The organism is Kocuria sp. WRN011 (assembly GCF_002295155.1).
GTDB classification, from domain to species: domain Bacteria; phylum Actinomycetota; class Actinomycetes; order Actinomycetales; family Micrococcaceae; genus Kocuria; species Kocuria carniphila.
The window spans coordinates 520,308-534,100 of the sequence record NZ_NSGI01000001.1 but is presented as its reverse complement, the minus strand read 5'-3'; the positions used below and the strand labels follow the sequence as shown (position 1 = coordinate 534,100).

General features: G+C 61.7%; 6 protein-coding genes. 2 read left to right on the top strand and 4 right to left on the bottom strand.

Translation table 11 applies throughout. The features are described 5' to 3' along the window. Window positions 1-339: 339 nt before the first annotated feature. Both CKW39_RS02480 and CKW39_RS02475 read left to right on the top strand, forming a co-directional pair. The gene (locus CKW39_RS02480) at window positions 340-915 is read left to right on the top strand and encodes a YdhK family protein (protein ID WP_095796570.1); all 576 of its coding nucleotides are present in this window, start codon (window positions 340-342) and stop codon (window positions 913-915) included. A gap of 35 nt (window positions 916-950) precedes the next feature. Next, window positions 951-3,074 carry a heavy metal translocating P-type ATPase gene (locus tag CKW39_RS02475; RefSeq protein ID WP_095796569.1) on the top strand — a complete coding sequence of 708 codons (2,124 nt, stop codon included), beginning with the start codon at window positions 951-953 and terminating at the stop codon, window positions 3,072-3,074. A gap of 123 nt (window positions 3,075-3,197) precedes the next feature. Here CKW39_RS02475 and CKW39_RS02470 read toward each other — a convergent pair whose 3' ends face one another. The 4 genes from CKW39_RS02470 to ctaD all read right to left on the bottom strand — a co-directional run bounded on the left by CKW39_RS02470 (window position 3,198) and on the right by ctaD (window position 13,623). After that, entirely contained in the window at window positions 3,198-3,959 is a 762-nt protein-coding gene (locus tag CKW39_RS02470) for an IclR family transcriptional regulator (RefSeq protein ID WP_095796568.1), read from the bottom strand. 168 nt (window positions 3,960-4,127) lie between these two features. Continuing rightward, on the bottom strand, window positions 4,128-8,018 hold the full coding sequence (locus CKW39_RS02465; protein WP_095796567.1) for a DNA-directed RNA polymerase subunit beta': 3,891 nt from the start codon (window positions 8,016-8,018) through the stop codon (window positions 4,128-4,130). Between the two features lie 64 nt (window positions 8,019-8,082). Next, a complete protein-coding gene (rpoB, locus tag CKW39_RS02460) occupies window positions 8,083-11,592 on the bottom strand; it encodes a DNA-directed RNA polymerase subunit beta (protein ID WP_095796566.1) in 3,510 nt (1,169 codons plus the stop codon). Between the two features lie 306 nt (window positions 11,593-11,898). Then, entirely contained in the window at window positions 11,899-13,623 is a 1,725-nt protein-coding gene (ctaD, locus tag CKW39_RS02455; RefSeq protein WP_095796565.1) for a cytochrome c oxidase subunit I, read from the bottom strand. Between the last annotated feature and the right edge of the window lie 170 nt (window positions 13,624-13,793).

The following is a 13,793-nucleotide window of genomic DNA, read 5'->3' as shown; positions in this document are numbered from 1 at the left end:
ACACACATCATCTTATTCCGACCGGAGCAGTTTCCATCGACCCTGAACCCGCGCCAACCCCTTTGACTCCATGCACTCGCCCGCTTGACCGTGGACCCCCCTTGGCAGACCCGTGTGCGCACCCGAGACAACACCACAGACCCAGTGCTGACATGTGCTGGACTCTGAAGAACGAGGCAAACAGCCTTGCCCCATACCCCCCACGGGTATATCCTGAAACCAAGCTCTTCAGAAGAGCCACACGGGTGGCCATCAACTTCGATATCCGTCGATGGGTACTCAATAGTCTGCAAGAATCCCACTTCTCTCCAGTTCACCCCGTCAGACAAGGAGCTTCAGATGAACAAGCGCACGCGCACCCTCATAGCCACTGTGACGCTCACCGGAGCAATCGCGTTCACCGGTTGTTCGAATTCAGCCAACGAAGAGCCAGCATCGTCGGCTTCCCAGAGTGACAACGCGCACGCGGGGCATGGCGGCATGGATCACCCAATGGACGGCGGCCCCGTGCCCGAGGGCATGACAGCAGCCACCGACCCGGAATATCCCGTGGATACCGAGGTAACCCTCACAGCCGATCACATGGAAGGTATGAACGGTGCCAGCGCGACCGTGGTCGGCGCATACAACACGTACACGTACGCGATCGACTACACGCCCACCGAGGGTGGAGACCCCGTCACCGATCACAAATGGGTCGTTCAGGAAGAACTTGAAGACGCGGGTAACGAGCGCCTGGCCGATGGCACCGACGTCAAGGTAGCTGCCGATCATATGGAAGGTATGAACGGAGCAATAGCAACGATCGCGTTTTCAACCGACGAGACCGTCTACGTCGTTGACTACGAAGCCGACGGGATGGAAATGACGAACCACAAGTGGGTTGTCGAAAGCGAGATGCAGCCCGACTCCTAGCCAACAGGAACCGGGCATCGAGGAATGGACAGACCATGAATAATCAGCACACCCACCACGGGGCAACCGAGGCTACCCCCCACGAATATGCGGGCCACCACGACCACTCTGTACACGGGGAGCGGGGTGCACCCATGGAGCACGGTGGTCATGGCCACGCAGGTCAAGGCGGGCACGGTGATCATGTCGGACAGTTTCGGCGGTTGTTCTGGATCATGCTCGTCCTCGCGATTCCCGTCGTGGGATTCAATGACATGTTTGCCCAGCTCATCGGCTACACACTCCCAGATGCCGATTGGGTGCGGTGGGTTTCCCCGGTCCTGGGCACGGTCATGTACTTTTGGGGTGGATGGCCGTTCCTCACTGGCGGGTTCAGCGAGATCCGATCTCGCAAACCCGGCATGATGCTGCTCATCGCTTTGGCCATCACCGTAGCCTTCCTCGCCTCTTGGGGCGCAAGTCTGCAGTGGCTTAGTCATGAACTCAATTTCTGGTGGGAACTCGCACTACTAGTGGTCATCATGCTTCTGGGCCACTGGATAGAAATGCGCTCCCTAGCCCAGACCACCTCGGCCCTTGACTCTCTCGCGGCGCTCATCCCCGATGAAGCCGAGAAGATTGAGGGCGACAGAGTCGTGAAAGTCGCGCCCACAGCCCTTGCTGTCGGAGATATCGTGATTGTCCGTCCGGGTGCCTCTGTGCCAGCTGACGGAAAGATCATCGACGGGTCCGCGTCCATGGACGAATCGATGGTCACCGGCGAGTCCAGGACCGTCAGCCGAGGGGTCGGTGGTCACGTGGTCGCCGGCACTATCTCCACAGACTCGGGGCTGCGGATCGAGGTAACCGCTACCGGCGAAGATACTGCCTTGGCAGGCATCCAGAGGCTTGTGACCGATGCTCAGGCGTCCTCCTCCCGTGCCCAGCGGATCGCCGATACCGCCGCCGGATGGTTGTTCTGGTTCGCCCTCAGCGCTGCCGTAATTACGGCGCTCGTGTGGTCCCTAATAGGTCTCCCTGACGAAGCCGTCGTGCGCACCATTACGGTCCTGGTCATCGCCTGCCCCCATGCCCTTGGCCTCGCAATACCGCTGGTAGTATCCATCGCTACCGAACGCGCCGCCCGCGGCGGAGTGCTCATCAAAGACAGGCTCGCATTGGAGTCTACGCGCACCGTTGATGCAGTCCTCTTCGACAAAACCGGCACACTGACCAAGGGCGAACCTACGGTCACCGCCGTCGATACTGTCGGCGTACATACCGAGGACACGGTGCTTGCCTTAGCGGCAGCGGCCGAGTCCGACAGTGAACACCCCCTCGCTCGTGCCATTACCCATGCAGCCCAGCAACGCGGTCTGGAACCACCTCGAGCCAGGAACTTCACGTCCTCCCCAGCCATCGGGGTTAGGGCCACCGTCGACAACATGGTCATCGAAGTTGGGGGCCCGTACCTTCTTGAGCAGCGCTCCTTCAAGGAGTTACCCATCTCAGCGCAATGGCGAAATGAGGGTGCGATCATCCTCCACGTCATTTCCGACGGTCAGGTGATCGGTGCTTTGCGTCTCGCCGACGCAATCCGCACCGAGTCACGCGACGCCGTTGACGCTCTCCACGCTCAGGGCGTTCAGGTCGTCATGATCACCGGCGATGCAGAGGCCGTGGCTCAAGCGGTTGCCGACGAGCTTGGTATCAACCGTGTCTTCGCCGGCGTGCACCCCGAGGACAAAGCCATGAAGGTCGCGGAGCTCCAAGGCGAGGGCCGCAAGGTTGCGATGGTCGGCGACGGAGTCAACGATGCTCCTGCGCTGGCCCAGGCCGACGTCGGCATCGCCATCGGCGCGGGCACGGATGTCGCCATCGGATCGGCCGGAGTCATCCTGGCTAGCTCCGACCCCCGTTCGGTGCTCTCGGTGTTAGAACTTTCGCGTGCGAGCTTTCGGAAGATGAAGCAAAACCTCTGGTGGGCTGCCGGGTACAACTTGATCTCCGTACCTCTCGCCGCGGGCATCCTGGCTCCGATCGGGTTCGTTCTGCCCATGAGCATCGGCGCAATCCTCATGTCCGCATCGACAGTCGTCGTGGCACTCAATGCTCAATTACTGCGCCGTCTCAACCTGGCCCCGGAAGTTAGCACTGATCACATGCTCCACAGCCGGTAGACATGAGGTCGGGCTTCGGGCCCTTCCCTCACGTCCGCTCAATATGCGGCGGCTGTGGACGCACAGACATTCATCCAGGACGCGGCAAAGGTTTCTGCTACAAAGGACAACCTTTGACAGTTGTTACGGTGCGCCCATGGCACGGGAGATTCCGCGCGAGGCAACCCTTAACGTTTGCACGACGCCGGGCACTTCTGCCGGGCCCATATCCTCGAGCGCCATGACCACGCCCAGCGCCACCGGGCGGTGCCACTGTGGCACCCGTACCGGCACCGAGATACCACCGGTTTCCTGGTCAATTCGACCGCGTTGCAGGGCATAACCGCGTTGCGCGAAACGGCGCAGGTCAGTCATCAGACGATCCGTAGGAATCCCCTCGGGAAAACTGTCGTCGCGCACCCGCTGGCAATATTCCGTGACGAAAGACTCCGAGTATTGGGACATCAGCACCAGCCCCGCCGCCGATTGGTGCAGGGGTAACCTGCCCGCCACGTTCGAGCGCAGCGGCACATCCGACTTCTTGCCGAGGATCCGCTCGGCGAACAGAACGTCGTCGCCTTCCACGACTCCCACGTGCACGTGCTGTCGAAGCACCGCGTGGACGTCCGACATGAACGGGATGGCAACCGACGCCAGGTCCTCTGCCAATGCGGCCCGGGAGGCCAGTTCCCACAACCGGGTCCCCACCCGATAGCCCTGCCCGCGGGCGGACTCGATCCAGCCGATCTGCTTCATATCTGTCAATAAACGGTGTGCAGTGGACGTGGGGAGCTGAGCAGAACTGGCGATGTCCTTGAGCTGCAACACCGGGGTCTCTGAACCGAACGCCGCCAGAATCCGTTCCACGCGAGCGAGAACCGAATCACCCGACGTCGAATTCGCCATGTCGCCCTCCTGCCCCGCCAAAGCGGGCCCTGCCCGTGCCAGTACCACCACCAGAATTACCTGTACCCAGCGTAGTCTCCCGGACAACGCCGAAGGCCGGCCCCCACATCCTTGGGGACCGGCCTTCGGTCGAACGAACTACGGCAGCTCAGCTACCGCGTCGTGTGATCAGTTGGTGCCGAAGTCGTAGTCATCCAAGGGGATGGCCTGGAACTCCGAACCCAACGCACCCGAGTTCTCCTCGGCGTAGCTGAAGTCAGCGAACGCGGAAGGATCGGTGAACATCGAGGCCTTGGCCTCTTCGGTGGGCTCCACGTCAACGTTGTTGTAACGTGCCAGGCCGGTACCGGCCGGGATGAGCTTACCGATGATCACGTTCTCCTTCAGACCCAGCAGCGGATCCGACTTACCTTCCATGGCCGCCTGCGTCAGAACGCGGGTGGTCTCCTGGAAGGACGCGGCGGACAGCCACGAGTCGGTCGCCAACGAAGCCTTGGTGATACCCATGAGCTCCGGACGGCCCGCTGCGGGACGCTTGCCCTCGGCCACCGCACCGCGGTTGGCCTCCAGGAAGCGCACGCTGTCCACCAGCTCACCCGGCAGCAACGCGGTGTCGCCGGACTCGATGATGGTCACGCGCCGCAGCATCTGACGGACGATGACCTCCACGTGCTTGTCGTGGATGCCCACACCCTGGGAGCGGTACACGCCCTGGACCTCGTCCACCAGGTGCTTCTGAGCCTCACGAGGACCGCGAATACGCAGCACCTCCTTGGGGTCAACCGCACCGGTCACGAGCTGCTGACCGACCACCACGGAATCACCGTCGTGCACGAGCAACTTGGCGCGACGCAGCACCGGGTAGGCAAATTCCTCGTCGCCGTTGTCCGGGACAATAACGATCTTGAGGGACTTGTCGGTGTCCTCGATGCGCACGCGGCCGGCCACCTCGGAGATCGGGGCGACACCCTTGGGGGTACGCGCCTCGAAGAGCTCCTGAATACGGGGCAGACCCTGGGTGATGTCACCGTCCGAGGAGGCAACACCACCGGTGTGGAAGGTACGCATGGTCAGCTGAGTACCGGGCTCACCAATCGACTGCGCAGCCACGATGCCCACGGCCTCGCCGATGTCCACCAACTGGTTGGTGGCCAAGGAGCGACCGTAGCAAGCAGCACACACACCCACGGCGGACTCACACGTGAGCACGGAGCGCACGCGGACCTCGTCGATACCGGCGGTGAACAGCTTATTGATCAGGGCGTCGGACATGTCCTGTCCGGCCTCGGCCACGATCTCGCCGTTGGCGTCGACCACGTCCGTAGCCAGCACACGACCGTGCACGGTGTTCTCGACGTCCTCGTGCAACGAACGCACACCGGACTCGTCGGTCTCCGAGACGGGCAGCACCAGACCACGGCTGGTCTGGCAGTCCGCCTCGCGAACGATGACATCCTGCGAAACGTCGACCAGACGACGGGTCAGGTAACCCGAGTTGGCGGTACGCAGCGCGGTATCGGCCAGGCCCTTACGAGCGCCGTGGGTAGCGATGAAGTACTCCAGAACCGACAGGCCCTCGCGGTAGGAGGACTTGATCGGACGGGGCATGATCTCGCCCTTGGGGTTGGCCACCAGACCACGGATACCCGCGATCTGACGGACCTGCATCCAGTTACCACGTGCACCCGAGGACACCATGCGGTTGATGGTGTTGCTCGCGGTCAGGTTGTTACGCATGGCCTCGGCGACCTCATCGGTTGCCTTGGACCAGATGTCGATCAATTCGGAACGACGTTCGTCGTCATCGATCAGGCCCTTGTCGTACTGGCCTTGGATCTTCGCGGCCTGAGCCTCGTAGCCCTCCATGATGGCGGGCTTCTCCGGCGGAGTCGCGATGTCCGAGATCGCCACGGTCACACCCGAACGGGATGCCCAGTGGAAACCGGCGTCCTTGAGCAGATCCAAGGTGTGAGCCACCTGGGTCATGGGGTAACGCTCGGCAAGATCATTGACCAACGACGACAGGTGCTTCTTGTCGGCGACGTTCTCGTCCCACGGGTAATCCTCGGGCAGCGTTTCGTTGAAGAGCACGCGACCCAGGGTGGTCTCGACGAGGGCGGGCTGGCCGGGTTCCCAACCTTCGGGAGCCTCCCAACCGGCGTACGGCACGAAGTTCTCAAGCTCGATCTTGACCTTGGAGTTCAGGTGCAGCTCGCCGGAGTCGTAGGCCATGATGGCTTCGGCCACCGATGAGTAGCTGTTGCCTTCACCGGCCCAGCCGTCACGAACGGTGGTCAGGTGGTACAGACCGATGATCATGTCCTGCGAAGGCAGGGCGATCGGCTTACCGTCCGAGGGCTTCAAGATGTTGTTCGAGGACAACATCAGGACGCGAGCCTCGGCCTGAGCCTCCGGCGACAGCGGCAGGTGCACTGCCATCTGGTCACCATCGAAGTCAGCGTTGAACGCACCACACACGAGCGGATGCAGCTGAATGGCCTTACCTTCGACCAGCTGCGGCTCGAACGCCTGAATACCCAGACGGTGCAGGGTGGGAGCACGGTTCAGCAGAACCGGGTGCTCGGTGATGACCTCTTCGAGGACATCCCACACCTGCGGGCGGTAACGCTCCACCATGCGCTTGGCGGACTTGATGTTCTGAGCGTGGTTGAGGTCAACCAGGCGCTTCATCACGAAGGGCTTGAACAACTCCAACGCCATCTGCTTGGGCAGACCACACTGGTGCAACTTGAGCTGCGGACCCACCACGATGACCGAACGGCCCGAGTAGTCCACACGCTTACCCAACAGGTTCTGACGGAAACGACCCTGCTTACCCTTCAGCATGTCGGACAGCGACTTGAGGGCACGGTTACCCGGTCCGGTGACGGGGCGGCCGCGACGGCCGTTGTCGAACAGCGAGTCAACAGCTTCCTGGAGCATGCGCTTCTCGTTGTTCACGATGATCTCAGGAGCACCAAGATCCAGCAGACGCTTCAAACGGTTGTTGCGGTTGATCACGCGACGGTACAGGTCGTTGAGGTCCGAGGTGGCGAAACGGCCACCGTCGAGCTGAACCATGGGACGCAACTCCGGCGGAATCACCGGAACGGCATCCAGGACCATACCCAACGGGGAGTTGTCGGTGGTCAGGAACGCGTTGACGACCTTGAGGCGCTTCAGGGCACGAGTCTTACGCTGACCCTTACCCGTGGCAATGGTCTCCTTGAGAGACTCGGCTTCCGCAGCCAGGTCGAAGGTCTCCAGACGCTTCTTGATGGCCTCGGCGCCCATGGAGCCCTCGAAGTACATGCCGTAGCGATCCACCATCTGGCGGTACAGGGCCTCGTCACCCTCGAGGTCGTTGACCTTGAGGTTCTTGAAGCGGTCCCAGACCTTTTCGATGTGATCGATCTCGCGGTCGGCGCGCTTACGCACGTTGGCCATCTGACGATCGGCGGAGTCACGCAGCTTGCGCTTCTCGGCGGCCTTGCCGCCTTCTTCCTCGACACGAGCCAGCTCGGTTTCGAGGTCACGGGCGATCGCAGCGATGTCTGCGTCGCGGGTGTCCTCCATCTGCTTCTTCTCGCGGTCGATGGCAGCCTGCAGGTTGGGCAGGTCGTCGTGACGGGCCTGCTCATCCACGGAGGTGATCATGTAGGCAGCGAAGTAGATGACCTTTTCGAGGTCCTTCGGAGCCAGGTCCAGCAGGTAACCCAAGCGCGACGGAACGCCCTTGAAGTACCAGATGTGGGTGACGGGAGCAGCGAGCTCGATGTGGCCCATCCGCTCACGACGCACCTTGGCGCGAGTCACCTCGACGCCGCAGCGCTCACAGATGATGCCCTTGTAACGGACACGCTTGTACTTACCGCAGTAGCACTCCCAGTCCCGGGTGGGGCCGAAGATCTTTTCACAGAACAAGCCGTCTTTCTCGGGCTTGAGCGTGCGGTAGTTGATGGTTTCGGGCTTCTTGACCTCGCCGTAGGACCAGCTACGAATCTGGTCCGCGGTGGCCAGGCCAATACGCATGAGGCCTAGTGAAGAATCGTTGGACATAAGGTCCTGTCCCTCTTTCTAAAAATCCTGAAGTTGTTCGTGCTTACCGGTTACGAGTGGGGAATCAGACCTCTTCGACCGAGCTGGGCTCGGAGTGCGAAAGGTCAATGCCGAGCTCGTCGGCTGCACGGAAGCTGTCATCTTCGGAATCACGCATTTCCACTGCGTTGCCGTCCGCCGAGAGGACCTCGACGTTCAGGCACAACGACTGCATTTCCTTGATGAGCACCTTGAAGGATTCGGGCACACCCGGTTCGGGGATGTTCTCGCCCTTGACAATGGCTTCGTACACCTTGACGCGACCGTGAACGTCGTCGGACTTCACCGTGAGCAGTTCCTGGAGGGTGTACGCGGCACCGTACGCTTCCAGCGCCCACACCTCCATCTCACCGAAGCGCTGACCACCGAACTGAGCCTTACCACCCAGGGGCTGCTGGGTGATCATGGAGTACGGACCGGTGGAACGAGCGTGGATCTTGTCGTCCACCAAGTGGTGGAGCTTCAAGATGTACTGGTAGCCGACGGACACGGGGTCCGGGAACGGCTGGCCGGAACGACCGTCGAACAACCGGGCCTTGCCGCTGCGGTCGATCAGACGATCGCCGTCGCGGGTCGGGTTGGTGTGATCCAACAGGTCGAAGATCTCGTCCTCGCTAGCGCCGTCGAACACCGGGGTGGCCACGTTGGTGGGGCCGGAGCTCTTGGGGAAGTTGGACAGGCGGTCCAACCACTCGGGATTGCCCTCGATGTTCCAGCCCTGCTTGGCGAGCCAACCGGTGTGAACCTCGAGCACCTGGCCCAGGTTCATACGGCCGGGCACACCCAGCGGGTTCAGGATCACGTCAACGGGGGTACCGTCCGCAAGGAACGGCATGTCCTCCATGGGCAGGATCTTGGAGATCACACCCTTGTTACCGTGACGACCGGCGAGCTTGTCGCCGTCGGTGATCTTGCGCTTCTGGGCCACGTACACGCGAACCACCTGGTTCACGCCGGCGGGCAGGTCGTCGTCCTCGTCGTCGCGATCGAACACGCGGACGCCGATCACGGTGCCGGACTCGCCGTGGGGCACCTTCAGGGAGGTGTCACGCACTTCGCGGGACTTCTCACCGAAGATGGCGCGCAGCAGGCGCTCCTCCGGGGTCAACTCGGTCTCACCCTTGGGGGTCACCTTGCCCACCAGGATGTCACCGGCCTGAACCTCGGCACCGATGTGGATGATGCCGCGCTCGTCCAGGGCGGAGAGCACTTCCTCGGACACGTTGGGGATGTCACGGGTGATTTCCTCGGCACCGAGTTTGGTGTCGCGGGCATCGATCTCGTGCTCCTCGATGTGAATCGAGGTCAGAACGTCCTCGGAGACCATGCGCTGGGAGAGGATGATCGCATCCTCGTAGTTGAGGCCTTCCCAGGACATGTAGGCAACCAGCAGGTTCTTACCCAGTGCCAGCTCGCCCTGGTCGGTCGAGGGGCCGTCGGCGATGACCGTACGGTCCTCGATCCGCTCGCCCTCGGAGACGATCACGCGCTGGTTGTAGGTGTTACCCGGGTTCGAACGAACGAACTTGTTGATCGGGTAGAGCTTGGTGGTGCCGTCGTCGTTGAGAACCTTCACCTGATCGGCGGAGACCTCTTCGACCACACCCGGCTTGATGGCCAGAACGGAGTCGCCGGCGTCCATAGCGGCGTAGCGCTCCATACCGGTACCGACCAGCGGTGCTTCCGAGACCAACAGCGGCACAGCCTGACGCTGCATGTTGGCACCCATCAACGCGCGGTTGGCGTCGTCGTGCTCGAGGTACGGAATCAGGGCGGTGGCCACCGACACCATCTGGCGCGGGGACACGTCCATGAACTCGACGTCCGAAGGCTCGACCAGCACGGCTTCACCGGAACCGTCAGCGGCACGTGCCAGAACGGCGTCCTCGGCGAAGTGACCGTCCTCGGTCAACGGTGCGTTGGCCTGCGCGATGGTCACGCCACGCTCGTCGTCCGCGGTCAAGTAGCTGACCTCGTCCGTGACCACACCGTTGACCACCTTGCGGTAAGGGGTCTCGATGAAGCCGAACGGGTTGATGCGCGCGTAGGTCGCCAACGAACCGATCAGACCGATGTTGGAACCCTCAGGGGTTTCAATCGGGCACATCCGGCCGTAGTGCGAGGGGTGCACGTCACGGACTTCCATGCCGGCGCGGTCACGGGACAGACCACCCGGGCCCAGCGCGGAGAGGCGACGCTTGTGCGTCAGACCGGCCAGCGGGTTGTTCTGGTCCATGAACTGCGACAGCTGGGAGGTTCCGAAGAACTCCTTGATGGCGGCAACAACGGGACGGATGTTGATCAGGGTCTGGGGCGTGATGGCCTCGACGTCCTGAGTGGTCATGCGCTCGCGAACCACGCGCTCCATACGGGACAGGCCCGTGCGGATCTGGTTCTCGATGAGCTCGCCCACCGCGCGGATGCGACGGTTACCGAAGTGGTCGATGTCGTCCACGTCAACGTGAATTTCGCGCGGCTCCCCGTCGCGGACACCCTCCATGGTGCTGCCACCGGCGTGCAGGGTGACCAGGTAACGAATCATGGCCACGATGTCGTCCACGGACAGCACGGAAGCGTCCGCATCCGTGAAGGCCTTGTCCAGACCCAGCTTGCGGTTGATCTTGTAGCGACCCACCTTGGCCAAGTCGTAGCGCTTGGGGTTGAAGTACATGTTGTCCAGCAGGGACTGGGCAGCATCAACCGTGGGCGGCTCTCCCGGACGCAGCTTGCGGTAGATGTCCAGCAGGGCATCCTCGCGGGTTTCGGTGGTGTCTTTCTCGAGGGTTGCGCGGATCGAGTCGTACTCGCCGAACTCCTCGAGGATCTTGGATTCGGTCCAGCCCAGTGCCTTGAGCAGAACGGTCACGGACTGCTTACGCTTGCGGTCCAGGCGAACGCCCACCTGATCGCGCTTGTCGATCTCGAGCTCGAACCATGCGCCGCGGGACGGGATGATCTTCGCGGAGAAGATGTCCTTGTCCGAGGTGCGGTCCTGGCCCTTTTCGAAGTAAGCACCGGGGGAACGCACCAGCTGAGAGACGACCACGCGCTCGGAACCATTGATCACAAAGGTTCCCTTTTCGGTCATGAGCGGGAAATCGCCCATGAACACGGTCTGCTGCTTGATCTCACCGGTGGTGTTGTTCATGAACTCGGCCTTGACGTACAGCGGCGCCGAATAGGTGGCGTCACGGTCCTTGCACTCGTCCATGGTGTATTTGGGGTCGTAGAACTCCGGCTCGGAGAACGACAGGGACATGGTGCCCTGGAAGTCCTCGATGGGGGAAATCTCTTCGAAGATGTCCGACAGGCCGGACGTGGTGGCCACGCCGGTTTCGCCGGTCTCCTGGGCCTGTGCCAAACGGGCCTGCCAACGCTCGTTGCCCACCAGACGGTCAAAGCTGTCCGTCTGAAGTGCAAGCAGGTTGGGGACGTCCAGCGGCTCGTGGATCTTTGCGAAGGAAATTCGGCGAGGAATGTTATCGCTCGTGGGGTGATTGGCGGTGACGTTCGAATCGGTGCTCGAGGCGACCAAGATGTGATCCTTCCACAGACATGCAGTGAATTCGCGAGGTTCCCGAGATGAGAATTGGGGGCCGGTGTTGGCTGATTGCGCAACACGCCCCGGTGGCGCCCACCGCTATATGAAGGCACGCATGTATAAGGGACAACGCAAGCTATCAGTCTAGGACTTTTTTTCCACTTTGTCCAGACCCGTAGTGGACGGACGGGACAACTCGTCGTAAGATACCCCGCCCCTCCGGTTTCCGACCTCCCCTTCCGTGCCGAACCCCCACCCAGGACGACGACGCCGCTCGGCCGGGTTTCGCGGCCCGGGTCATCAACTGCCGCGTGTTCCGACACCCCCGGCCACCGGTTTCCCGGCGTCGAACTGTTGACTGGCAAAGGCCGCCAACTCCGGATGATGTAAATCCAGGGCGGGCCGTTCGGAGCGAATGCGGGGCAAGGATGCAAAGTTGTGGCGCGGTGGCGGGCAGGACGTGGCCCATTCCAACGAACAGCCGAAGCCCCAAGGGTCGTCCACCTCCACTTTCTTGGCGTGCCGGTGGGTGACGTACACGTTCCAGAAGAACGGAATCATGGACAGCCCCAACAGCATGGCTCCGGCGGTCGAGAGTTGATTCATCCACGTGAACCCGTCCTCCGGCAGGTAGTCCGCGTACCTGCGGGGCATACCACTGACCCCCACCCAGTGCTGGATGAGGAAGGTCATGTGGAAGCCGATGAACAGCATCCAGAAGTGGACCTTACCCAGCCGCTCGTTGAGCATCTTGCCGGTGAACTTGGGCCACCAGAAGTAGAAGCCAGCGAACATGGAGAACACCACGGTGCCGAACACCACGTAGTGGAAGTGCGCGACCACGAAGTACGTGTCAGATACGTGAAAATCCAGGGCGGGCGTGGCCAGGATGATGCCCGTGAGCCCTCCGAAGAGGAACGTGAAGAGGAAACCGAGGGCCCACAGCATGGGCGTCTCGAACGTCACCGAGCCTTGCCACATCGTGCCGATCCAATTGAAGAACTTCACACCGGTTGGCACCGCAATCATCATGGACATGAACGCGAAGAAACTCAGCGCCACCGCTCCGGTGACGAACATGTGGTGGGCCCACACCGTGATGGACAGCGCGGCGATCGCGATGGTCGCGAAGACCAGACCCTTGTACCCGAAAATCGGTTTCCGGGAGAAGACCGGAATGATTTCGGACACGATGCCGAAGAACGGCAGGGCGATGATGTACACCTCGGGGTGACCGAAGAACCAGAACAAGTGTTGCCACAGGATGGCGCCGCCGTTCTCCGGATCGAAGATGTGTCCTCCCATGCGCCGGTCCATACCCAGCGCAAACAGCGCGGCGGCGAGCGGTGGGAACGCCATGATCACGAGCATGGACGTCAGCAGGATGTTCCACGTGAAGATGGGCATGCGCCACATGGTCATCCCAGGAGCGCGCATGCAGAGGATCGTGGTGATGAAGTTGACGCCGCCCAAGATGGTGCCGAAGCCCTGCAGTGCCAGCCCGAATAACCACAGGTCTCCACCCACACCAGGGCTGAAGGTCGTGTCATTGAGCGGGGCGTACGCAAACCATCCGAAGGACGCCGCACCCTGCGGAGTGACGAACCCGGCCATTGCCACGAGGGACCCGAACAGGAAGAACCAGAACGCTAGCGCGTTGAGCCGGGGGAACGCGACATCAGGGGAGCCGAGTTGAATGGGCACCAACACGTTGGCGAAGCCGATGAACAGCGGTGTTCCGAACATCAGCAACATCAAGGTGCCGTGCATGGTGAACAGCTGGTTGTACTGCTCCTTGGTCTCCAGGATCTGCAGACCGGGATCGAAGAGTTCGGCGCGGATCAACAGTGCCATCACACCGCCCACACAGAAGAAGGCGAATGACGAGATCAGATACATGTATCCGATCGTCTTGTGATCGGTCGAGGTGAGCCAGCCGACGATCATCCGGCCCTTGGACCGGGGCACCGCGGGTGCTTCGACTCGCTGGCGGCGTTCGGTTGCCGTGTACGCGTGGATGGCCATGACATGTCCTAACCGAGCGGTTCAGCTCTGGTGCAGGAGCGACTTCTCCGAGACGATGAGACGAGAAGGGGCCCGTGTCAGTCCACGCTACGCGGTGGCCATCGCAAATGGTATACCTACTGATTAGTTTCTTGCTGCTTTAATGATTCGCCCATTAACTACCATCATGC

Coding starts and splice junctions, on each gene's coding strand:
- CKW39_RS02480 (WP_095796570.1), top strand. CDS start 340: ATGAACAAGCGCACGCGCACCCTCATAGCCACTGTGACGCTCACCGGA.
- CKW39_RS02475 (WP_095796569.1), top strand. CDS start 951: ATGAATAATCAGCACACCCACCACGGGGCAACCGAGGCTACCCCCCAC.
- CKW39_RS02470 (WP_095796568.1), bottom strand. CDS start 3,959: ATGGCGAATTCGACGTCGGGTGATTCGGTTCTCGCTCGCGTGGAACGG.
- CKW39_RS02465 (WP_095796567.1), bottom strand. CDS start 8,018: ATGTCCAACGATTCTTCACTAGGCCTCATGCGTATTGGCCTGGCCACC.
- ctaD (WP_095796565.1), bottom strand. CDS start 13,623: ATGGCCATCCACGCGTACACGGCAACCGAACGCCGCCAGCGAGTCGAA.